Below are 21266 nucleotides of genomic sequence, written 5' to 3'. Positions count from 1 at the left end.
CTCCGGGTTGTTCCACCCGAGAGAACAGGTGGGTTGCGAATCTTAATATCCCAACGCTCGGGAATCCTCGCCCTTTAGGGCGGGGAGGATGTCAACCTCACTCCTGTGGACCGGCCGCGCTCTGGACGAGCCAGCCCCCCTCGACGTCGCCGTCGTGGGTCGTGTAGACGACCTCGGTGTCGGCGTCGACGACGGCACGGTCGAGCGAGCGGCCCTCGGCGTCCTCGATCCGTTCGATGCGGAACGGGATGTCGAGGCTGTCGCCACAACAGCCGATGTCGACGAACTCCTCGCGCTCGTCGCCGACGGCCACCTCGCCGAGGACACGGCGGAAGTAGCCACGATAGCGGTCCGTCCCGATCTGATCACGGCCCCACGTGCTCAGCCCGTTCGGGTACGAGAGGACGACACGGGAGGCGATCGGTAGTGTCATATGGTAACGGCGTACGCGCAGCGACAAACCCGTTTCGCCGCGATCGTGCGTCCCGCTCGTTTTTCCACGCATCCGCAACCGCAACCGCGGCGGAGCGGGCCATCCGCCCACTCAAGAGATAAGAAGGCTTATTCACCCTGACGGACGAAGCCGTTTCAATGAGATCGATCGAGGTGCCGGAAGTCGATTACACCGACTACACGAACCGGCAGCTCGTGCTGGTTCCGCTGGCGGTGCTCGCGTTGGCGCTCGCGATCATCGGCGGGTGGTACCTCATGACGGGTGCCCCGGCGAATCTGGGGCTCGAGTTCACCGGCGGCGTGGAGATCAGGCTCGCCGACGACGGCGAAGGGGACATGCAGGAACGCATCGACGCGGCGTTCGAACAGGAGCCGGATTCCGTCCGAGCGATCCCCGCGGACGACGTCGTCGTCGTCACCTTCCGGGCCGATCCGGGCGGTGAGGAGACGGGGGATATGGCGAGCGACCTCGAGGACCAAGCCGAAGCCGGTGGGCTGACCATCGACGCCGTCGATCAGGTCTCCGCATCCTTCGCCGCGGATACGGCACAGACCGCGCTGTTCGGCGTCGCCATCGCCTTCCTCGGAATGAGCGTTCTCGTCTTCGCGCTGTTCCGGACGTTCGTCCCCTCCATCGCGGTCGTCGCGTCCGCCTTTTCGGACATCATCATCCCGATCGCGGCGATGAACCTGCTCGGGATCGAGATGACGCTCGGGACGGTCGCGGCGCTGCTCATGATCATCGGATACAGCGTCGACTCGGACATCCTGTTGAACAACTCGGTGTTACGCCGAACCGGCGACTTCTATGAGTCCGTGAGCCGGGCGATGCGGACCGGGGTAACGATGACCGTCACGTCGATGGCGGCGATGATCGTGATGGCGATCATCGCGACGCTCTTCGGGATCGACCTGCTCCGAGACATCGGGATCATCCTCGCGATCGGGCTCTGTGCGGACCTGATGAACACGTATCTGATGAACGTGACCCTGCTCCGCTGGTACAAATTCGAGGGGGTGAGCCGCTGATGTTGGACCCGATCAAGCAAAACTGGCGCGTCCTGTTGCTCGTCGTCGTGATCATCGCCGCGTCCGTCGCGCTCTTCGCGCCGCAGTTCGCACCCGACACCGCACCGGGTGAGGACCCTGATGAGGCCCGGCAGGGACTGACGAACCTCCAGTACGGGCTCGATCTGGCCGGCGGGACACGCATCCGCGCCCCGTTGATCGGCTACACCGCCACAGGCGTTGAGTTCGATGGGGACAACCCAAGCGAGGTGGCCGCGAACGTCGCCGAGCAGCTCGAGGGCGTCTCCGCGAGGGAGGTGAACGCCGAAGAGTTGGACGAACAGGGCGGCGAGGTCGAGGTGACCGACCCCGACGTCACCGAGGACGAGTTCCGGTCCGCGATGGACGCCTCCGGCTACGCCTACAACGACATCAGACGTGGCGTCACCGCTGAAACCCGAGAGGCCGCCGAGTCCGTCATTCGCGGAACGATCAACGAGGCCGGTCTCTCCGGGGGGAGCGTCCAGCAGGTCCAGTCGATCACCGGCGAGTGGTTCATGCTCGTCGAGGTGCCCGGCGAGGGACGCCAGGACGTGATCGACCTGCTCGAAGACCGTGGGACCGTCCAGATCGACATCGGCTATCCCGATGAGGATGCCGAAGACGGTCTCGGCGTCGAAGAGGAAGTGCTCGTTCAGGACGACTTCGAGAACATCGGGACCGCCAGCCGCGACGAGAACGACCAGCCGTACGTTCCCGTCTCGGTGATCAACGAGGCGCCCGAGGGCGAGCAGTCGCCGGCACACCGCTTCCAGGACGCCGTGGTCGATCGCGGGGTAGCCTCCGACACGGGTGGGGCCCGCTGTACCTACATGGAGGACCCGGTCGGGGAGACGAACGAGCCGTGTCTCCTGCTCGTCGTCGACGGCGAGGTCGTCAACGCGTTCGGGATGGACGACGGGCTCGCGGAGAGCATGGTCGGCGGAACGTGGGCGGACTCCGGCAACTTCCGGCTGACCACGACCTCCTTCGAGGACGCCCAGCAGGTGTCGATCAACCTGCGCGCCGGTGCGCTCCCGGCCGAACTCGATATCGCCGGCGAGGGGACCTCCGCGTTCATCTCGCCCACGCAGGGTGAGAACTTCCGGTTCTACGCGATGATCACCGGCGTCTTCGCCATCTTCGCGGTGGCCGGGATGGTCTTCCTCCGCTACCGGGAGCCGAAGGTCGCGCTGCCGATGATCGTCACGGCGCTCGCGGAGGTGTACGCGCTGCTCGGGTTCGCCGCGCTCGTCGGCTATCCGATCGAGTTAGCGGTCATCGCGGGCTTCATCGCCGTGGTCGGCACGGGGGTGGACGACCTCGTGATCATCGCCGACGAGGTGATGAGCGAGGGCGAGGTCAAATCCCGGAAGGTGTTCGACTCACGGTTCAGACGTGCCTTCTGGGTGATCGGCGCAGCCGCCGCCACGACGATCATCGCGATGTCGCCGCTCATGGTGTTGAGCCTCGGTGACCTCTCCGGGTTCGCCATCTTCACCATCCTCGGCGTGCTCATCGGCGTGCTCATCACCCGGCCGGCATACGGCGACATCCTCCGGCGGCTGCTCACCGTTCGGTAGGCGAGCGCCGTCGGCGACGGTATCGGGTGGCGTCGTGGGCTGACGACTATTTATAAACTCCCATTTAAATAGTGTAGTTCAGACGAATCCTCGTCTAAAACACCCGGCCGCTGAAGCGTGCAAATTGAGCGGTTGGTTGCTCGGGTTGTGTATAATCAGTCTTGAGGGGTCGTGTTGGTGTTTATAAGTGGTGACGGTGACCCGGAGTAGCCGGTGGAGCGACGAGCGAGGAGTGAGCACCCCAGCCTCACACCTCCCCAGCCTCGCCACGGCTGGTTTATCAACCAGCCGTGGGCTCCCTCGCGCTCGGTGTCGCGCCCTCCGGGCGCTCACCGGAGCGCGCCGACCGCCAGTGGTCAGTTTATAAAAACGAGAACGGGGGTGTCGCCATCGACTCAGTCCCGTACGGAGGGAACGATTCGGCTGACGGCGACGGGAGCGTCATCGCGCGAGGACGCTGCGTCGGGGCGCTGGTTCGATCGGTCGATCGATGTGGCAGGGGGTATCCGCGTGCTGGTGTGGATCGGCTCGGATTCGTACATTAGTGGTTTGTCACCGAATAGCACACAGCGTTCGATCGGTATAAGTGTCGATGTAACAACAATAGAGATAGATAGCGATCAAGCCTGATAGAACGCGCCCGCGAGGTGGCTCGGTGAGGCAAATAACCATCGAGGGCGGTTGTCCCAGCTATGCTGGGAGCGAAAAAGGCTGTCTACGACAGCTTTTCGATATTTTCGACGATGGCGTCGGCGAACTCGCTCGTCGCGAGCTTCTCGCCGCCGTCGATCTGGCGGTGGAGGTCGTAGGTGACCTTCCCCGAGGAGATGGTCTCCTCGACGGCGTCACGGACGAGGTCCGCGGCGTCCTTCCAGCCGAGGTAATCGAGCATCTCGCGACCTGAGAGGATCATCGCGGTCGGGTTCACCTTGTCCTCGCCGGCGTACTTGGGCGCGGAGCCGTGAACCGGCTCGGCGAGCGCACGACCGTGTCCGCGGTTGATCCCGGGCGCGATACCGAGTCCGCCGATCTGTGCGCCAGCGGCATCGGAGAAGTAGTCGCCGTTCAGGTTCATCGTCGCGATCACGTCGTACTCATCGGTCCGGGTCAGCACCTGCTGGAGCATGTTGTCCGCGATCCGGTCTTTCACCACGACCGTCCCCTCGGGCTGGTCGCCGTCGTGCTCGTCCCACAGTTCGTCCTCGGTGATGAGTTCGTCGCCGTACTCCTCCTCGGCGAGCTCGTAGCCCCAGTCGCGGAACGCCGCCTCGGTGAACTTCATGATGTTCCCCTTGTGGACGAGCGTGACGGAGTCACGGTCGTTCTCAAGCGCGTAATCGAACGCCTCACGGATGAGCCGCTTGGATCCGAACTCGGTGATCGGCTTGATCCCGATGCCGACCGGGCCGTCGTGGATGACGTCATCGACGCCCATCTCGTCCTCGACGAACGCACGCACCGTCTCGACCTCGTCGGTGCCGGCCTCCCACTCGATCCCGGCGTACACGTCCTCGGTGTTCTCACGGAAGATGACCATGTCCATCTTCTCGGGCGCTTTGACCGGCGAGGGGACGCCATCGAGGTAGTAGGTCGGTCGGACGTTCGCGTACGCGTCGAGCGTCTTTCGCAGCGCGACGTTGAGCGAGCGGAACCCGGATCCGACGGGGGTCGTGAGCGGGCCCTTGATCGCGACGCGGTGTTCGCGGATCGCGGAGACGGTGTCCTCGGGGAGGTTCTCGCCGTACTTGTCTCGGGCGGAGGCGCCGGCGTAAACGCGCATCCACGCGATGGAGCGCCCGGTGGCCTCGGCGGCCGCATCGAGCACCTGCTGGGCGGCGGGGCCGACGTCCGTGCCGATCCCGTCGCCGTGGATGATCGGGATGATGGGGTTCTCCGGGACGTCCAACTCGCCGGTCTCCTCGTCGGCGAGCGTGATGGCCTCACCGTCCTCGGGGACTTCGACTTTGTCGTAGCTCATGAACGTTCGTGGCTTCTCGTACCGACCTAAAGTGCCTGCCGTTTTCCCCTAGGTCGCACGACGACGACGATCCGACCGCCATCCCCCGGTTTCGGTGGATCGGTGCAACGATTGCCGGAGGTTCGATCACCCCACCCGTCGACGGCGTGTTTCCGGGCCGCCACTTTCGACCCTTTTAACTCACCGTCGGCGGACCCACAGCCATGCGCGTGATCGTCCACGGCGGTGCCGGGAGTGCCCCCGAGCAACCGGAACCGCGGCAAGCGGTGCTCGACGAGGCGGCCAAGGCGGGCGCAGCGGCCGGGACCCCGCTCGATGCGGTGGAAGCGGCGGTTCGGGTGCTCGAATCGAGCCCGCGGTTCAACGCGGGCGTCGGCGGCGCGGTGCAATCGGACGGCGTCGTCCGCACGGACGCCGGCGTGATGACCGCGGACCGGCGGATCGGCGCGGTCTGTTCGATGCCCGGCGTCGAGCACGCCGTCTCGGTCGCCCGCGTCGTCGCGGAGGAGACGCCCCATATCTTCGTCGCCGGCGAGCACGCCGTCGCCCTCGCGGACGCGTTCGGGATCGAGACAGGCGTGGACCTGCTCACGGACGAAAAGCGCGAGCGCTACGAGTCGGAGGACCCGCCGAACGAGGGGATCGAGGCGCACCTCGACTGGCTCGCGAGCCGGTTCGGGTCGGGGGATGACGACGCGGGGGAGCGCTCCGAACGCGAGGCCCCCGATCACGACACCGTCGGCGCGGTCGCCGGCGACGGTGAGACGTTCGCGGCCGCGACCTCCACCGGCGGCCGATCGTTCGCGCTCGCGGGCCGCGTCGGCGACGTGCCGCAGGTCGGCTCGGGATTCTTTTGTACCGACGCGGGTGGCGCGAGCGCGACCGGCGCGGGCGAGGATATCGCCCGCGTGACGTTGACCGAGCGGGCGGTCTCGTACCTGGAATCTGGGCTCGACGCGCAGACGGCCGCCGAGTTGGCGATCGAGGAGTTCGATGCGGTGACGGGGTCGGGCGCGGGCGTCATCGTCCTCGACGCGGACGGCGCGGGAAGCGCGTTTAATACGGACGCGATGCAGACGAGTGTCGCCGTGGACGAGTAAGGAGATCAGGGAGCGGCGGATCGAGGCGGAGGATGTCAAACACTGCTGCTGGTCGCTGTGTCCCGGAGATTGGGATCACCGATCGCCGAGGCCGGTATATAAATACCGTCGCCGGAGAGGCCCCCCATCGCGAAACGACCACGGGTCAGCGCGAGCCTCACGCCTCCCCAGCCTCGGGCGTCTGCGGCCGCGGTGCAATCCCGCGGCCGCAGCCACCCTCCCTCGCGCTCCGCTCGGACCTTTGAAAAGGCCCGAGCGGGCGCGCCGGCGGTCGTGGTCGGGGCGATCGGGGCGAACCTGCGTATATAAACGCTCGCCGACACGGAGCCGAGGATACAAACCCCGGGGTCGCTTTTCATTCTCCATGATCACGTTCCTTGCGGGGGGAACGGGAACGCCGAAGCTGCTCGACGGCGCGGCGCGCCTGTATCCGGCCGACGAGCTGACCGTCGTCGCCAACACCGGCGACGACGTCGAGCTGGCCGGCCACCTCGTCTGCCCGGACGTCGACACCGTCCTCTTCGCCGGCGGCGACGTCCTCGACCGCGACCGGTGGTGGGGGATCGACGGCGACACCACGGAGACGCACACGGAGCTCTCGCGACTTGCGGAGGCTGCAGGCTTGGAGAGTGGTCCCCGCTATCTCGACGAGGCAGCCCAAACGTCGGGCCGGGAGATCGCCCGCTGGCGACGATTCTCGGGCGTCGCCGAGTTCATGGAGATCGGCGACCGCGACCGCGCGGTCCACCTCACCCGAACCGGCCTCCTCGATGAGGGCCACACGCTCACGGCCGTCACCCGGACGCTCGCGCGGGCGTTCGGACTCGACTATACGCTCCTCCCGATGTCCGACGATCCCGTCGCCACGCTCATCCACACCGAGGCGGGCGGGACGATCCACTTTCAGGAGTACTGGGTCGCCCGGCGGGCCGAGCCCGCCGTCGACGACGTGGAGTTCCGCGGCGCGGAGCGTGCGGAGCCGACCGAGGCGGTCCGGGAGGCCTTGGTGAACCCGGTCGTGATCGGCCCGTCAAACCCCGTGACGAGCATCGGCCCGATGCTCGCGCTTCCGGGATTCGAGGCTGCGCTGGAGGCCACCCCGGTCGTCGCGGTTTCGCCGTTCGTCGGCGATCGGGTCTTTTCGGGACCCGCCGCAGAGTTGATGGAGGGCGTCGGCTACGAGCCGTCGACGGCGGGCGTCGCCGAGGCGTACCCGTTCGCGGACGCGTTCGTCCTCGACGAGTCGGATCCGACCGACCTCGCCCGCCACGTCGAGCGAACCGACACGCGGATCGACGGTCCCGACGACGCCGAGCGCGTCGCCCGTGCCTGCGATCGGGCGCTGGAGGCGGTCGCATGAGCGCGGACGCTGGCGGCGGTCGCATGCACGATTCCACCCCGCCAACCCCGTTCCTCGTGGCCGCCAGCCTCAGCGGCGAGTCGGACGCGGCGTGGGCCCGCGGGCTCGCACCCCACGTCGACGTCGCGATCCTCGGCGGGATCGCGCTCGACGCCAAAAGCAGAGGTGCGGCCGAGGAACTCGTCGCACGCGACAGAAACGAGTTCCTCCCCGACTCGCCGATCCGGTTCATCGACGAGCAGCTCTCGGCGGTGGCCGGGGGACGGGACGAACGAGGGGAAGACACGACCCCCCGCCCCGGATTCAACCTCCGAAGCGCCACGCCGGCGCCGATCCGTGAGGCCGCCGCCGTCTGTGCCGCCCATGGAGCGATCTGTGAGGTGAACGCCCACTGCCGACAGCCGGAGCTTCGGGCTGCCGGGTGCGGGGAGTCGCTCCTCCGCGACGACGAACGGCTTCACGAACACGTCAAGGCAGCCACCGACACGGGCGCGACGACGAGCGTCAAGGTGCGCGCGGAGGTGTCCGGCGTCGACCTCGTCGCCGTCGCGCGGACGATCGCGCGGGCCGGTGCCGACTGGATCCACGTCGACGCGATGGACTCCGAAGCCACCATCGCCGAGTTGCGGGAGGCGATCGACGGCGAGGACCTCGGGCTCACCCTCGTCGCCAACAACGGGGTCCGTGACCGCCGGACGGTCACCGAGTACGCGGCATACGGAGCCGACGCGGTGAGCATCGCCCGCCCGACCCGTTCGGCGGGGGTCGGGCGGCCGTTCCGCCCAGCCGACCCGGAGGCGATCCGTGCGGTCGCCGACGCGATCGCCGACTGGCGGACTGGCCGGCTCCCGGGCGAGGCCGACGCGCCGAGGGGGACGCGATGACGGGGCGGCCGAACGGCGATCCCGACGGCCGTGATCCCGTGGACGACGCGACGCTCGCGCTCCTGCTGGAGGTCGCAGGGACCCCGAAGCCCGGAAACGTCGACCGCGAGCGCGACCTCACCGATCTCCGATTCGAATCGTTTCTCGGCGGGTCGATCGGCGCACGGGCCGGGCTCGAATCGGCCGCTCGCGGCGAGCCACTCGGTCCTTCCTTCGAGCGGGCAGTCCGGGGGATGGCCGACCGGGCGGGGACGAACACCCAGTTCGGCTGTCTATTGCTGCTCACCCCGCTACTCGCGGCGACGGTCGACGACACCGTCGCGCCCAGCGGGACCGTCACTCCAGAGGCGGTCGATCGGGTGGTGCGACGGACGACCGTCGCGGACGCGGTCGCTTTTTATACCGCCTTCGAACACGTCGACGTCGCCGTCGACGACCCACCGGTGGCGGCCGACGCGCTCGACGTTCGACGCGGAGGGAGCGCCGCCTCCACGCTCCGAGAGCGCGGCGTAACGCTCCGTGAGGTGATGGAACTCGGTGCGGAACCGGGCGGAATCCCCGATCGCAACGCTCAGGAGTGGGTCGAGGGCTTCCCCCGAACCGTCCGGATCGCGGAGCGGATCCTCGCAGACGAGGGGGCGGTGACGGATCGGGCGGCACGGGCGTTTATCTATCAGCTCGCCCGCGAGCCGGACACGCTCGTGGCGACGAACCATGACGCCGACGTGGCTCGCGAGACGAGCCGCCGGGCGGCCTCGGTGATCGAGGGGATCGATGCGTCCTCGGACGACGAGGCGGCTGACCCCCCCGACCCGCTCGCGGACCACGTCGATCTCGCGGCCGCAACGACGCTGGCCGAGGCGTTCGTCGACGGGGGGATAAACCCCGGTACGACCGCGGACCTCGTCTGTGCGGGCCTCTACGTCGCGCTTCGTCGTGGGCTGGAGGTTCGGGCATGAGCGGGGACGACGGGAGGAACCGAACGTCCGGATCACCCTCCGGCTGGCCGGTCGAGTTGCATGGAGTGACGGAGTCCGTCGTGACGACGCTCGGACCGAACGGCCGGTGGAACGCCGCCGCGCTTGGGCTCCACGCGCCGGACGCATCCGACGCGTCGGGCGGAGCCGACACGGCGAGTGAGACGACCGAGACGAGCGATGCCGCCGAGGGAACGGAACCGCCCGTCACCGCTCGAACCTACGGACGAACCAGAACGTGGCGGAATTTCACGGAACGCGGTGGTGGGTTCGTCCAGTTCGTCACCGACCCGCGGACCTTCGTCGAGGCGGCGTTAACCGTCCATGAGGTCGACGAGCCCGTGCTCCCGTCGGCCGACGCGTGGGTCGAGGTGCGCGTCGAAGAGCGTGAGGCGCGAACGGAGGGTGACACGACGATCCGGACGTGGATGCTGGAGCCGGTCGACTGTGCCGTCGAGCGGACCCATGTGCAGACGATCAACCGTGGATTCGGTGCGGTGATCGACGCGACCGTCGCGGCCTCGCGACTCGACGTCCCGACGTATTCGACCGATGTCCTCCTGGATCGCCTCGCGTACTTCGCGGACGTCGTCGACCGCTGCGGGGGCCCCCGCGAACGTGAGGCCTTCGCCCGGATCGACGAGGTGACCGACTGGCGGGCGCGACGGTGAATCTCCCAAAACGGCCCGAGTGACGGCCACGACGGCACCGTCGCGGGAACGATTCCTTTTAGTTCGGCCCGGCGGTATCGCTCGGTATGGCCATCAAGCCCAAGTACATCAAACAGCTCGCGAACGTGCTCTTGGAGCGCTATCCGGACTCGTTCAACACAGACTTCGAAACGAACAAGGAGAGCGTCACGGCGCTCACCACCGTCGAATCGAAGGGCGTTCGCAACCGAATCGCCGGCTACATTACCCGAAAGAAGGCGTCACAGGCGGCTCAGGCGGCGTAAGTTCGTTTCTCACATCGCGTCCCACGCGGCGTCCACGTTGTGAGTGCCAACGCTGCCGTACACGCTATAAGCACCTACGCTGGCGTACACCTTATGAGTGAAGCCGCGGCCACCTCGTCGCGATGGACGCACTGGTCCACCCCGTCGTCGATCCGGGCTTTACCCTGCAGGCGCTGGCGTTCCTCATCGGCGGGGCTGCCCTCGGGACGATAAGCGGGCTGGTTCCGGGGCTCCACGCCAATAACTTCGCGCTGTTGCTCGCGGGGATCGCCCCGTCGATCCCGGCCGACCCGCTGCTCGTCGGGATCGCGATCCTCGCGGCCGGCGTGGTTCACTCCTTCCTCGACATCGTCCCGGCGCTCGCGCTCGGCGTACCCGACGCGGCGACCGCGGTCGCAGCGCTTCCCGGCCATCGGCTGGTCGTCGCGGGTCGCGGCCGCGAGGCGCTTCGGCTCTCGGCGGTCGGGTCTGGGATCGCGGTCGCGCTCGCGGTCCCGCTCGCCATCCCGATCACGTGGGCGATGATCCGCTGGTATCCAACGGTGAGAGCGAACCTGCCGTGGCTGCTCGCGGGCGTCGTCGTCTTCCTCGTCATCACTGAGTCCTCACGGCGGGGCGCGGTCGTGGGTTTTGCGGCGTTCCTCGCGAGTGCCGCCCTCGGGATGGCGACGCTCGATATCGATCCGGACGCGCCGCTCGATGCCGGCGGGATCCTCGCCCCGCTTTTCACCGGACTGTTCGGCGCACCCGTGCTGATCGACGCGATCGGCGGCGACGGCGTGCCGCCACAGTCCGACGCCCGGCTCACGATGGGAAAACGCGACCTCGGGGTGACGGCGGGCGCCGGATCGATCGCGGGCGCGATCGTCGGGTACATCCCCGGCGTCTCCGCGGCGATCGCCGCCATCGCGGCGCTTCCGGCCGTGCCACGTCGGGAGGCCGACCGCGGGTTCGTCGTCGCCACGAGCGGGGCCAACACGGCGAATACCGTCTTCGCGCTGTTCGCGCTCGCGGCGCTCGGGACGCCCAGAACGGGGGTGACCGTCGCGGTGGAGCGTGCGGCGGTGCCGCTCGCGATGCCCGTCCTGTTGGTCGCGGTCGCCATCGCGGCCCTGTGTGGATTCACGCTCGTGTTGCTCCTCGGCGACGCGTATCTGCGGGTCGTCGGCAACGCGGACTACACACGGCTGTCGGTGACGGTACTGCTCCTCCTCGTCGGACTCTCGTACGCCTTCGCGGGGGCCTTCGGCGTCGGCGTGTTCGTCGTCTCCGCGCTGCTCGGGCTCGTGCCGCCGCGGTTTGGGGCGCGACGGGTGCACCTGATGGGCGTGCTCATCGGGCCGTTGATGCTCTGGTGAGTCGGACACACGTGTTCGCCGTGCGAGCCGCAGCGCGGGCAAAGAACAACGGTTAAAAGTCACGCGCCGGTGAGAACGGGTATGAGCAAGAGTGAATCCGGAGCCGCCAAGAAGTGCGTCTCCTGTGGGATCCAGGTGGCCGGCATGACGGCCGCGACGTTCGCCTGCCCGGACTGCGGAACGACCATCCACCGGTGCTCGAAGTGCCGCAAACAGAGCAACCTGTATGAGTGTCCCGACTGCAGCTTCCGGGGGCCCTAACATGGGGGACGTCGCCGCCAAGATCAAGGTCATGCCGAACAGCCCGGAGCTCGATCTCGACGAGCTCGAGGACCGCCTCGCAGCGTCGCTGCCAGAGGGCGCGACGATCCGTGGGTTCGGAAAAGAGGACGTCGCGTTCGGCCTCGTCGCGCTGTTGCCGACCGTCATCGTCCCCGACGGCGCGGGCGGCACCGAAGCCGTCGAGGAGGCGTTCGCGGAGGTCGACGGCGTCGAGTCCGTCGCCGTCGAGAACGTCGGCCGGCTGTAGAACGAGACCGTTTTTCCTCAACCGCCACGCTCCGAGCGTCGGCTAAAGCGATCCGTACACGTGAACGTATCGAGTGTGTCAGTATGTCGGCCGTTCGATACGAACCGCACACTGTTTGTAGTTCGGCTCGTCCGAGAACGGATCGGTCGCATCGACCGTCAGGTCGTTCGCCGCGGGGTGGTGGATGGGGAGCCACACCGCGCCCTCGGGGACGGCGGGGTCGGGCTCGAGGATCGCTCGAACACGTCCGCGCCGTGAGACGATGTCGATCGGGGAGCCGTCGGAGCGGTTCGATGCCACTTCCTCCACTGCAAGACTCTCGGCGGCCGTTCGAGGATTGATCCGCGCGAGCGGTGGGTCCGGATCGTCGTCCCGGGAGCGGATCCCGGTGTTGTAGCCGTCCGGCTCCCGGGCGGTCGTCAACAGGAGATCGTACGCGTCATCGACCGGCTCCGGAAGTGGGGCCGCCGCATGGGTCGAAAATCGGGCTTGACCGGACGGGGTCGGAAACACGAAGCGACCTGTCGCGCGGGTGTCGTCATCGCTCTCGGGCTCGGCGTCGACCAGGTAGCGGTATCCCGCCTCCGCCGCCGGGTCGGCCGCCGGCCAGCGGACCGCACCCTCCTCCAGCCGCGGATACGTGATGCCCGAGCAGTCCGCCGGTGTCCCCGCGGTCAGGGCGGTGAGTTCCTCGAAGACGGCTTCCGGGTCGGCACCCGTCCCGTCGAACAGCCCGGGCGCGAGCCGCTCGCCGATCGCGACGATGATCTCGAGGTCCGTTCGCGCGTCCCCCGGCGGGTCCGTCGCCGCACGGATCCGCGAGATGCGGCGCTCCATGTTCGTCGTCGTTCCCACCGTCTCCCCCCACGTCGCCGCCGGCAGGACGACGTCCGCGAATTCGACCGTCTCCGTTCGGAAAGCGTCCTGCACGACGAGAAACGTCTCCGAGAGCACCTCGCGGGCGTCGCCGGCCGCCGGAAGGCCCGCCGCCGGGTTCGTCGCCACCGTCCAGAGCGCCGTCGGTCGGCGCGAGAGGATCCCGACCGGTCCCGGGCCCGAGGAATCCGGCAGCCGTGAGACGGGCACGTCCCACGCCGATGCGACCGCACGACGGTGGGTGGGATCGGTGAACTCGCGATGGCCCGGCCAGGTTCCCGTGGACGCACAGAGGCGTGCGCCCATCGAGTTCGCCTGTCCGGTGATCGAAAACGGCCCGCAGCCCGGACCGAGGTTCCCGGTCGCGAGACAACAGTCGATCAACGCGCCGGCGGTCGCCGTCCCACGCACGCTCTGGTTGACGCCCATGCCCCAGTAGACGAGCGTCCGTCGCTCGAAGGCGGCCGCCAGCCGGTCAACCGTTTCGAGGTCGACCCCGGCGGCCTCGGCGGCCGACTCCGGATCCGAAAGCGACTCACGAACCGCCTCGAAACCGGTCGTGTACGCGTCGATGAACTCCCGATCGACGCGGTCGTCCTCGACGAGTCGCGCGAGGATCGCGCGTGCAAGCGCATGATCGCCGCCGAAGGCCGGCCGAACGTGGCGGTCCGCCCGCCTCGCCGTCGCCGTCTCGACCGGGTCGACGACGATCAGCTCACGGCCCGCCTCGGCCGCGGCGTCGGCGATCCATCGAAAGAGAACGGGATGGGCGACCGCCGGGTTCGCGCCCCAGATCAGGTGGACCGCCGCCTCGGGGATGTCGTCGTAGGTCGGCGGCGGGGCGTCGCTGCCGAACGCGTCGAGGTAGGCGCGCACCGCGCTCGCCATACAGAGGGTGGTGTTGGCGTCGTACCGTTCGGTCCCGACGCCGCCGCGGGCGACCTTCCCGAGCGCGTAGGCCGCCTCGTTCGTCTGTTGTCCGCTCCCGATAACCGCGAGTGCGTCCGGATCGGCCCCGGTTGAGGCGTCTTCATCGAGACCGACCGCCGACTCGAATCCCGAGATTGCCCGGTCGAGCGCGACGTCCCAGGTCGTTTCGACGAGGTCGCCACCCCGACGCACGAGCGGGCGGGTGAGCCGGTCACCGCGTGGATCCGCTGTTTCGTCCACCCCTCGCGCACAGGCCTGCCCACGGCTGACGACGTGTGATGGGTCGCCACGGACCGTCGCCAAGCCGTTTCCGTCGGCGGTGGGGCGCTGGCGGAGTCCACACCCGACGGCACACCGCATGCACGTCGTTCGGACGCCGTCGCGTGCGTCCAGTCGGGAGGCAGTACGTCTCGTCATTCGATGATCGACCCGTGGCGGTCACCGGGCAAAAGTTCCGCGGCGAGCGCGTCGGCGATCGACCCGCCGACCGCGTCTTCGACGGGCTTAAACGCGCGCCACTGCTACCTCGCGGGGATGAGTGACCCGGCGCTCGACGTGGTCGAGTTCGTCTTAACCGCCCACCTCTACACCGAGAACCGCGACCTCGACGAGAACGACCTCCCGCCACGGTTTAGACAGGTGTTCTGGACCGAAACGCCGGGCGAGGACGCGCCCGGCGGGATCGAGCGTCCCCTCAAGGCGACCGACGGCGTGACCACCACCGCGACGGGAGTCGAGCGGCCCTGGGAGGCCGTCTCCGACCTGCTTTTCACCCAGCGGACGGACTTCTCCGGGGAGATCACGCTCACACAACCGGAGATGGCGCTCGAATGGGTCGAAAAACACGCCGAGGACGAGCGACTCGCCTCCAATCCGACGCTCGTGGCCGCCTTCGAGGCGGCGGATGACCTCACGGCTCCCGTCACCCACGAGCAAGCGCGTGCGGACGTCCGCCCCATACAGGCCGATCGGGTCTGGATCGACGCGCTGCTCGAGCAGTATTTCGACGAGGAGGAGGACGCCGAGATGCTCGACCTCGTCAACGTCAAAGCGCCCGAGGAGATCGAGACGACGCTCGCGGACCTCGTGCTCACGGGAGATCAGGAGCGTGAGATACAGAAGATCGTCAAAGCGATCGAATACCGTGAGCACCTCGCCAGCATCGGGCTCCGTGAGATCGGCAAGCTGCTCTTCGTCGGCCCGCCCGGCACCGGGAAGACGACCATCTCGCGGGCGCTCGCCCACGAACTCGGCCTCCCGTTCGTCGAGGTGAAACTCTCGATGATCACGAGCCAGTACCTCGGCGAGACGGCGAAGAACGTGGATAAGAGCTTCGAGGTCGCAAAGCGGCTCTCGCCGTGTATCCTCTTCATCGACGAGTTCGACTCCGTCGCGAAGACCCGTCGCTCGGACGAACACGCCGCGCTCAAGCGGGCCGTGAACACCCTGCTGAAATCGATAGACGAGGTGTCGCTCGTCCGCGACGAGGTGTTACTGATCGGCGCGACCAACCATCCCGATCAGCTCGATGCCGCCGCATGGCGGCGGTTCGACGAGATCGTCAACTTCCCCAAGCCCGACCGCGACATGCGCGCCGACATCCTCCGAGTCGTCACGAAGCGGATGGAGATCGCCGACTTTGACCCCGAGGAGGTCGCCGACCGGACGAGCGGGCTGACCGGATCGGACCTCCGGATGGTGCTTCGTGAGGCCGTCCTCGGCGCGCTCACCGAGGATCGGATGACGATCACCCAGGAGGACGTGATGGAGGCCGTCGCCGACTTCGAGGAGCGGGACAACCTGAAAAACATGGACATGATCGACGGCGAAGGGGCCGAGATCATGGGCGGAACGAACGGCTCCGACCGCGGCGGAGGCGGTCACGGCGAGCATGGCCATGACCACGATCATGCCCACGGCGACCACGATCATGCCCACGGCGACCACGACCACGGGAGCCACGACGATCCCGACCGGCCGACGCCACAGGATCGCGCCGACGACTGAGCGGGCGGAACTTTTCACGCATCCGGTCGATCAACGTCGATCTACTTCGATCCGACCGACATCGATCCGACCGACATCGATCCGTCCAGCCGCACGCCGACGACCGTGTAGCCGAAGCCCCGCTCGATCACGGACGGCCGGAAACCGTGCGGGGCCAAGTCGTCCGCGAGCCTGTCAGGGGAGAAGAACGTCGACTGCATCCCGACCAGTTCCTCGCCGAGTTCGATCGCCCGCCCCAGTGGATGGGTCGGATCGAACTCACGAACGACGAGGACGCCGCCGGGCGCGAGGACGCGAGCGACCTCCGCGAGCGTGGCGTCGGCGTCGGGGAAGTGATGGAGGGCGTCGACGATCATCACGGCGTCGACGGCGTCGTCGCGGACCGGAAGTCGGGAGGCGTCGCCCGCCATCGCGTCCAGCCCACGAACGCGACGAGCGCGGCCGAGCATCCGAGGAGAGGCGTCGACGACGGTCACCTCGGGACCGGTGATGGCCGCCGCGGCGCGGCCGGAGCCGCCGCCAACGTCAAGGAGGCGCTCGATCGGTCGCTCCGCGTGGGCAAGCCCGTCGGCGAGCGCCGTCCCGCTCGCGGGGGGCATCACGAGGTCATACAGCGGGGCGACCCGCTCGAAGAAACCGAGGTCACCGGGTCCGAACATAGCCGTCGATTCGACGGGATTACTGATATGTGTCGGGGTCCTACGACGCCACATGGAGTTCGCCGTGATCGGCTGGCCGGGCGAGGGGAGCACCCTCCGGCTGGATTACCGGGCGTTCGCGTACGCCGGGAAGTTCGTGGTCGGCGCGCCCGGGAAGGCGGTCTGGCGGACGGTCGACGGCTCGCGAGCGGTCCCCGACTGGGAGCCGGCCGAACCGCTGCCCGAGACCGTCGATCCGGACGAATTCGACCGGGACGTGCTCGCGGCCGTCGCCTTCTCGCCGGACCGAACCGACCCCGGATGCTGTCGGCTCCGATACGTCACCGTGCATCGGGCCCGACGCGGCGAGGGGCACGGCCCGAGGCTGATCGACCGGCTCGTGCCGCGCCTCGCCGATCGGGGATATGAGACCGTCCGGATCGCCGTCAACAACCCGTTCGCCTACGAGGCCCTTTATAAATCGGGCTTCGCCTACGACGGCGAGCGGACGGGGATCGCCGAGTTGGAGCTGTCGCGACCGATCGACGCGCCGTCGCCGATCCATGACGACATCGAGCGGTACCAGGACGGGCTCGATCGGTTTCGCGAGCGTGACCTGGACGGCGCGGTGGAAGCGTTCCTGCACGAGCGTGAGGGCGCGGAGCCGCCTGGAGAAGGACGCGGCTAATTCAGCATCTTTCGAGGTGGAGGAAACCGACATGATGGGAAACAGACACTGTGGTTTCTGCCAGCCGACTCGCTATCCGATACACTTTTTCGGGAGGCCGCCCTACAAATAATCAGTGATACCGTCGCACAAGTCGCCGGTATCACGGGCCGCAGTAGCCCGGCCCCGAATGGTGGGGACGCCGACCCCGAAGGTCGTTCGGTACGGGCGAGGAACGACCTTCCTCCCCGGCGACAACTGACGGCGAGTCCCACATCAAAGCCCCTCCCTCAACGAGCGAGGTCGTCAGACCGAGCGAAGTAGGCAGGGATCGGTTACCGACCAGATCCCGTAGTTGAGCACGGTCGCGAACAGCACCCACGCGAGATACGGGACGAGACAGACGGCCGCACGTCGGTCGAGGCGATCGAACGCGACGATGGTCGCCACGACGAGCGGGAGCAGCGCGAGCAGCACGCCGAGCCCGAGGTCCGGGCGCTGGAGCCCCCAAAAGACCGGCGACCACGCGACGTTGACGACGAGCTGCACGGCGAAGAGCCCGAGCGCGACGCGCGTCGGGCGGTTCGCCGGGAGGAGGCCGCCTCCATTCAACGGACGAGCCGCGTCGCGTGCGCGACCCTCACGATAGACGAGTACCGCGGCGACGCCCATGAGCGCATACAGGATCGGCCAGACGACGCCAAACGCCCAGTTCGGCGGATAGAAGGCGGGAAGCGCCAACGTGGCGAACCACGCGCCGCCCGGATCCGTGAAGGGAACGCCGAGCGCGCCGACGAGGTTGACCGCGACCGCGGCGGCGATCATCGCGAGGAGTTCCCGCCGCTCGATCGGGCCGGCCGTGCGTGTGCCCGTTCGCATAGCTGTGGGGACGGTCGCCGGAGTATAAAACGAGTCCGAGGGGCGTGAAAGGCGTCTATTCGTTGATGTCGAGTTCGAACTGTTCGTTCTCGGTGACGGCGTTCAGGACGACGCTCGTGTTCGATTCGCGGATGTTCTCATCGGAGAGCAGCGCCTTGATCTGATCGTTCATCCCGTCGGTGTCGGTGAACTTCCCGATGGCGATGACGTCGTAATCGCCGGTGACCTCGTAGACGCTCACCATCTGTTTTTCCGCCCGAAGCTTCTCCGTAACCTCCGGCAGCGCGTTCCCCTCGACTTTCAACTGGAGCACGGCCGTCACGTCGTAGCCGAGTTTGTCGTAATCGACGATCGGGGTGTACCCCGCACGACGTCCTCGTCTTCGAGGTCGCGGAGGTGATTCGAGACCGTCGTGACCGACACGTCGAGCTCCTCACCGAGGCTGCGGAGGCTGGCGCGGCCGTTGCCCAGGAGTGAATTTACGAGTTTGGCGTCGAGGTTTTCGTACGTCATTACACCCATCCACGTTGTGGGGGGATTAGAATTTTACGAACGTCCACCGAAGCGCGATCCGTGGCGGATCATGCACCAAGCGACAAGGCCTTTATACTGGGTGATAAGTGACTAACCGTCCAGAACATGACGGACGAACACACACTGACTGACGGCGGACTCAGCAAGGAAGAGCAGGCGGTACTCGACGAGATCGACGAGCGCAACGTCGACTTCCTCCGGCTCCAATTTACCGACATCCTCGGCGTCGTAAAGAACGTCTCCGTACCGGCCCATCAGGCCGAGAAGGCGTTCACCGAGGGGATCTACTTCGACGGCTCCTCGATCGAGGGGTTCGTCCGCATCCAGGAGTCGGACATGCGACTCGTCCCCGACCCCGAGACGTTCGCGGTGCTCCCGTGGCGCAGCGGCGAGGACGGCTCGGCCGCAGGCCGGCTGATCTGTGATATCGTCGATACGGACGGCGAGCCGTTCGTCGGCGGTCCACGTCAGGTGCTCAAAAGCGTCCTCGCGAAAGCCGAGGAGATGGGCTACTCCGTCTCCATCGGCCCGGAGCCGGAGTTCTTCCTGTTTAAAACCGACGACGAGGGGAACGCGACGACGATCCCCCACGACAGCGGTGGCTACTTCGATCTCGCGCCGAAGGACCTCGCGAGCGACGTGCGCAAGGAGATCATCTTCACGCTGGAGAAGATGGGCTTCGAGATCGAAGCCTCCCACCACGAGGTCGCTGAGGGACAACACGAGATCAACTTCAAGTACGACGACGCGCTCACGACCGCGGACAACATCGCGACGTTCCGCGCCGTCGTCCGCGCCGTTGCGGCCCAGCACGACCTGCACGCGACGTTCATGCCCAAGCCGATCGCGGAGATCAACGGCTCGGGGATGCACAGCCACATCTCGCTGTTCGACGAGGACGGCAACGCGTTCGCCGACGACTCCGACGAGTTCAACCTGAGCGAGACGGCCTACCAGTTCATGGGCGGCATCCTGAACCACGCGCCGGCGTTCACGGCCGTCACGAACCCGACGGTGAACTCCTACAAGCGGCTGGTGCCCGGCTACGAGGCCCCGATCTACGTCGCGTGGTCCGATACGAACCGCTCGGCGCTCGTTCGCGTCCCCGATGCCGCCGGTATCTCCGCGCGCTTCGAGGTTCGCAGCCCCGATCCGTCCTGCAACCCGTACCTCGGATACGCCGCACTCATCGCTGCCGGACTCCACGGCATCGAGACGGACGCCGATCCCGGCGACCCGGTCCGCGAGGACATCTACGAGTTCGACGACGAGAAACGCGAGGAGTACGGCATCGAGACGCTGCCGCCGAACCTCGGCGCGGCCGTCGAAGCGCTCGAAGCCGACGAAGTCGTCAGCGACGCGCTCGGCCCACACGTCTCCGAGAAGTTCGCCGAAGCGAAGAGCCAGGAGTTCAGCGAATACCTCACCCAGGTCTCGGACTGGGAGAAGGACCGCTACCTCGAGACGTTCTAAGCGGGCGGCGAACCACAACCGAATCGCGCATTTTTATTCACCGACCCACGTCGCGAGCGACGGCAACGCGAGGACCGTCGCGACGGCGACCCCGGTGGCGAGCACGGCGAGGATGGGTCCAGCGTCGAGCCCGAAGGTCGCGGCCCAGACGCCGCCGGTGACGAGGAGGGCCGGCACGGCGATCCCGAGCGGAACCGTCGGCTCCTTCCCGGAGACGAGCGCCCAGCCGAGCGCTCCGCCGAGGCCCGTGCCGATCCCGATCGATGCCTCGACGACCTCGCCGGAATGGCCGCCGCCGGCCGCGACACCCGCCGCGAGGAGGGAGACGCCGGCCGCAAGGAGGAAGATCGGCAGTGGCTCCGGCGGGGTTTGGACCGTCCACGGCGGCTCGATACGACCCACCCAGGAGGCTCGAAAACGATCCGACGCACCCGCGAGCCACAACCCACTCCCGATCACGGCGATCCCGAGCACCCCGCCGGCGGCGACGTCCGCGAGATAGTGAACCTCGATGGCGACACGCGAGATGGCCACGACGACCGCGATGAACGTGGCGAGGGCGATCCGCCGACGTCGGCTCCAGAGCCGGTCGGCGAGGAGCGCGAGACTGCCGTACGCGACGACTGCACCGGTCGCGTGGCCGCTCGGAAAGCCGAAGCCGTCGCTCGTGAGTTGTCCCTCAAACCACACCGCGAGAAGCGAGGGGAGCCAGTTCGGGATGTCCGCGGCAGTCACCGCCGCAGGATCGGCCCCGGGTGGCCGGGGAAACCCGAAGACGGCCTTGCCGAGCGCGACCGCGGCGTACGCACACGTCACGAACGCGATGGCGGTCGCGCCGGAGCGCCGCGGCGAGGCGCTCAGCCGATCGTCGCCGAACCAGTAGAACGCCGCAAGCAGGCCGAAGAGGAACCACGGATCTGCGAGGTGGGTGAGCGCCGCGAGGAGGACGATGAGGGCGTCTGGAAGCGTCTCGACGACCGCGAACTCGCCGACATCACGCGTCATCGGGACCTACCGTGAGCGTCATGCGTTCGTGTG

General features: G+C 67.6%; 20 protein-coding genes and 1 pseudogene. 14 read left to right on the top strand and 7 right to left on the bottom strand.

Annotation, left to right across the window (positions count from 1 at the left end; all coding sequences use genetic code 11):
* Positions 1-97 precede the first annotated feature (97 nt).
* Positions 98-433 carry a hypothetical protein gene (locus tag CHB65_RS10730; protein WP_089385061.1) on the bottom strand — a complete coding sequence of 112 codons (336 nt, stop codon included), beginning with the start codon at positions 431-433 and terminating at the stop codon, positions 98-100.
* 158 nt (positions 434-591) lie between these two features.
* On the opposite strand from CHB65_RS10730, the gene secF reads away from it, so the two are divergent.
* Positions 592-1482 (top strand): protein translocase subunit SecF, encoded by an 891-nt coding sequence (gene secF, locus CHB65_RS10725; protein ID WP_089385060.1) that lies wholly within the window; start codon positions 592-594, stop codon positions 1480-1482.
* Complete coding sequence (locus CHB65_RS10720) at positions 1482-3083, top strand: preprotein translocase subunit SecD (RefSeq protein ID WP_089385059.1); 1602 nt, start codon at positions 1482-1484, stop codon at positions 3081-3083. The genes secF and CHB65_RS10720 overlap by 1 nt, the downstream gene beginning before the upstream one ends.
* 715 nt (positions 3084-3798) lie before the next feature.
* Here CHB65_RS10720 and icd read toward each other — a convergent pair.
* Positions 3799-5061: an isocitrate dehydrogenase (NADP(+)) gene (icd, locus tag CHB65_RS10710; RefSeq protein ID WP_089385057.1), complete on the bottom strand. Its 1263-nt coding sequence runs from the start codon at positions 5059-5061 to the stop codon at positions 3799-3801.
* 203 nt (positions 5062-5264) lie between these two features.
* On the opposite strand from icd, the gene CHB65_RS10705 reads away from it, so the two are divergent.
* The 9 genes from CHB65_RS10705 to CHB65_RS10660 all read left to right on the top strand — a co-directional run bounded on the left by CHB65_RS10705 (position 5265) and on the right by CHB65_RS10660 (position 12224).
* Positions 5265-6161, top strand: coding sequence for an isoaspartyl peptidase/L-asparaginase (locus tag CHB65_RS10705; protein ID WP_089385056.1), 897 nt, complete (start codon positions 5265-5267; stop codon positions 6159-6161).
* Positions 6162-6525: 364 nt separating this feature from the next.
* Positions 6526-7521: a 2-phospho-L-lactate transferase gene (gene cofD, locus CHB65_RS10695; protein ID WP_089385054.1), complete on the top strand. Its 996-nt coding sequence runs from the start codon at positions 6526-6528 to the stop codon at positions 7519-7521.
* A complete protein-coding gene (locus tag CHB65_RS10690) occupies positions 7518-8405 on the top strand; it encodes a tRNA-dihydrouridine synthase (protein ID WP_245809955.1) in 888 nt (295 codons plus the stop codon). Before cofD ends, CHB65_RS10690 begins: the two co-directional genes overlap by 4 nt.
* The gene (locus tag CHB65_RS10685; RefSeq protein ID WP_089385053.1) at positions 8402-9364 is read left to right on the top strand and encodes a triphosphoribosyl-dephospho-CoA synthase; all 963 of its coding nucleotides are present in this window, start codon (positions 8402-8404) and stop codon (positions 9362-9364) included. The genes CHB65_RS10690 and CHB65_RS10685 overlap by 4 nt, the downstream gene beginning before the upstream one ends.
* A complete protein-coding gene (locus CHB65_RS10680; RefSeq protein WP_089385052.1) occupies positions 9361-10053 on the top strand; it encodes a DUF447 domain-containing protein in 693 nt (230 codons plus the stop codon). Before CHB65_RS10685 ends, CHB65_RS10680 begins: the two co-directional genes overlap by 4 nt.
* An 86-nt stretch (positions 10054-10139) precedes the next feature.
* Entirely contained in the window at positions 10140-10337 is a 198-nt protein-coding gene (locus tag CHB65_RS10675) for a 30S ribosomal protein S17e (protein WP_089385051.1), read from the top strand.
* A gap of 122 nt (positions 10338-10459) precedes the next feature.
* Positions 10460-11695, top strand: coding sequence for a tripartite tricarboxylate transporter permease (locus CHB65_RS10670; RefSeq protein ID WP_089385050.1), 1236 nt, complete (start codon positions 10460-10462; stop codon positions 11693-11695).
* A gap of 81 nt (positions 11696-11776) precedes the next feature.
* Positions 11777-11956 (top strand): HVO_2753 family zinc finger protein, encoded by a 180-nt coding sequence (locus CHB65_RS10665; RefSeq protein ID WP_089385049.1) that lies wholly within the window; start codon positions 11777-11779, stop codon positions 11954-11956.
* Position 11957: 1 nt separating this feature from the next.
* Positions 11958-12224 carry an elongation factor 1-beta gene (locus tag CHB65_RS10660; RefSeq protein ID WP_089385048.1) on the top strand — a complete coding sequence of 89 codons (267 nt, stop codon included), beginning with the start codon at positions 11958-11960 and terminating at the stop codon, positions 12222-12224.
* Between the two features lie 78 nt (positions 12225-12302).
* Here the strand turns inward: CHB65_RS10660 and nasA are convergent, their stop codons facing one another.
* Entirely contained in the window at positions 12303-14447 is a 2145-nt protein-coding gene (gene nasA, locus CHB65_RS10655) for an assimilatory nitrate reductase NasA (protein ID WP_245809954.1), read from the bottom strand.
* A gap of 117 nt (positions 14448-14564) precedes the next feature.
* Between nasA and CHB65_RS10650 the strand changes: the two genes are divergently transcribed.
* Positions 14565-16037: an ATP-binding protein gene (locus CHB65_RS10650; RefSeq protein WP_089385047.1), complete on the top strand. Its 1473-nt coding sequence runs from the start codon at positions 14565-14567 to the stop codon at positions 16035-16037.
* 41 nt (positions 16038-16078) lie between these two features.
* Here the strand turns inward: CHB65_RS10650 and CHB65_RS10645 are convergent, their stop codons facing one another.
* Positions 16079-16696 (bottom strand): class I SAM-dependent methyltransferase, encoded by a 618-nt coding sequence (locus CHB65_RS10645; protein ID WP_089385046.1) that lies wholly within the window; start codon positions 16694-16696, stop codon positions 16079-16081.
* A gap of 52 nt (positions 16697-16748) precedes the next feature.
* Here CHB65_RS10645 and CHB65_RS10640 point away from each other — a divergent pair, with 52 nt between their 5' ends.
* Positions 16749-17363: a GNAT family N-acetyltransferase gene (locus CHB65_RS10640; RefSeq protein WP_089385045.1), complete on the top strand. Its 615-nt coding sequence runs from the start codon at positions 16749-16751 to the stop codon at positions 17361-17363.
* 285 nt (positions 17364-17648) lie between these two features.
* On the opposite strand, the gene CHB65_RS10635 is transcribed toward CHB65_RS10640, so the two are convergent.
* Together CHB65_RS10635 and lrp are read right to left on the bottom strand one after the other, a co-directional pair.
* A complete protein-coding gene (locus tag CHB65_RS10635; RefSeq protein ID WP_089385044.1) occupies positions 17649-18221 on the bottom strand; it encodes a TspO/MBR family protein in 573 nt (190 codons plus the stop codon).
* Between the two features lie 55 nt (positions 18222-18276).
* Positions 18277-18734, bottom strand: a pseudogene (gene lrp / locus CHB65_RS10630) (HTH-type transcriptional regulator Lrp).
* A 126-nt stretch (positions 18735-18860) separates the two neighbouring features.
* Between lrp and glnA the strand changes: the two are divergent.
* Entirely contained in the window at positions 18861-20228 is a 1368-nt protein-coding gene (gene glnA, locus CHB65_RS10625) for a type I glutamate--ammonia ligase (protein WP_089385043.1), read from the top strand.
* A 33-nt stretch (positions 20229-20261) separates the two neighbouring features.
* Here the strand turns inward: glnA and CHB65_RS10620 are convergent, their stop codons facing one another.
* Positions 20262-21233: a phosphatase PAP2 family protein gene (locus tag CHB65_RS10620; RefSeq protein WP_089385042.1), complete on the bottom strand. Its 972-nt coding sequence runs from the start codon at positions 21231-21233 to the stop codon at positions 20262-20264.
* Between the last annotated feature and the right edge of the window lie 33 nt (positions 21234-21266).

This window comes from Halorubrum vacuolatum (assembly GCF_900188065.1).
GTDB classification, from domain to species: domain Archaea; phylum Halobacteriota; class Halobacteria; order Halobacteriales; family Haloferacaceae; genus Halorubrum; species Halorubrum vacuolatum.
This window is presented reverse-complemented; position numbering and strand designations above follow the sequence as displayed.

Bases quoted from the DNA above. Each gene is read 5' to 3' on its own strand.
- nasA (WP_245809954.1), bottom strand. From the start codon at position 14,447: ATGACGAGACGTACTGCCTCCCGACTGGACGCACGCGACGGCGTCCGA.
- CHB65_RS10685 (WP_089385053.1), top strand. From the start codon at position 8,402: ATGACGGGGCGGCCGAACGGCGATCCCGACGGCCGTGATCCCGTGGAC.
- CHB65_RS10635 (WP_089385044.1), bottom strand. From the start codon at position 18,221: ATGCGAACGGGCACACGCACGGCCGGCCCGATCGAGCGGCGGGAACTC.
- CHB65_RS10680 (WP_089385052.1), top strand. From the start codon at position 9,361: ATGAGCGGGGACGACGGGAGGAACCGAACGTCCGGATCACCCTCCGGC.
- CHB65_RS10675 (WP_089385051.1), top strand. From the start codon at position 10,140: ATGGCCATCAAGCCCAAGTACATCAAACAGCTCGCGAACGTGCTCTTG.
- CHB65_RS10640 (WP_089385045.1), top strand. From the start codon at position 16,749: ATGGAGTTCGCCGTGATCGGCTGGCCGGGCGAGGGGAGCACCCTCCGG.
- CHB65_RS10705 (WP_089385056.1), top strand. From the start codon at position 5,265: ATGCGCGTGATCGTCCACGGCGGTGCCGGGAGTGCCCCCGAGCAACCG.
- cofD (WP_089385054.1), top strand. From the start codon at position 6,526: ATGATCACGTTCCTTGCGGGGGGAACGGGAACGCCGAAGCTGCTCGAC.
- glnA (WP_089385043.1), top strand. From the start codon at position 18,861: ATGACGGACGAACACACACTGACTGACGGCGGACTCAGCAAGGAAGAG.
- CHB65_RS10660 (WP_089385048.1), top strand. From the start codon at position 11,958: ATGGGGGACGTCGCCGCCAAGATCAAGGTCATGCCGAACAGCCCGGAG.
- secF (WP_089385060.1), top strand. From the start codon at position 592: ATGAGATCGATCGAGGTGCCGGAAGTCGATTACACCGACTACACGAAC.
- icd (WP_089385057.1), bottom strand. From the start codon at position 5,061: ATGAGCTACGACAAAGTCGAAGTCCCCGAGGACGGTGAGGCCATCACG.
- CHB65_RS10730 (WP_089385061.1), bottom strand. From the start codon at position 433: ATGACACTACCGATCGCCTCCCGTGTCGTCCTCTCGTACCCGAACGGG.
- CHB65_RS10620 (WP_089385042.1), bottom strand. From the start codon at position 21,233: ATGACGCGTGATGTCGGCGAGTTCGCGGTCGTCGAGACGCTTCCAGAC.
- CHB65_RS10720 (WP_089385059.1), top strand. From the start codon at position 1,482: ATGTTGGACCCGATCAAGCAAAACTGGCGCGTCCTGTTGCTCGTCGTC.
- CHB65_RS10650 (WP_089385047.1), top strand. From the start codon at position 14,565: ATGAGTGACCCGGCGCTCGACGTGGTCGAGTTCGTCTTAACCGCCCAC.
- CHB65_RS10665 (WP_089385049.1), top strand. From the start codon at position 11,777: ATGAGCAAGAGTGAATCCGGAGCCGCCAAGAAGTGCGTCTCCTGTGGG.
- CHB65_RS10670 (WP_089385050.1), top strand. From the start codon at position 10,460: ATGGACGCACTGGTCCACCCCGTCGTCGATCCGGGCTTTACCCTGCAG.
- CHB65_RS10645 (WP_089385046.1), bottom strand. From the start codon at position 16,696: ATGTTCGGACCCGGTGACCTCGGTTTCTTCGAGCGGGTCGCCCCGCTG.
- CHB65_RS10690 (WP_245809955.1), top strand. From the start codon at position 7,518: ATGAGCGCGGACGCTGGCGGCGGTCGCATGCACGATTCCACCCCGCCA.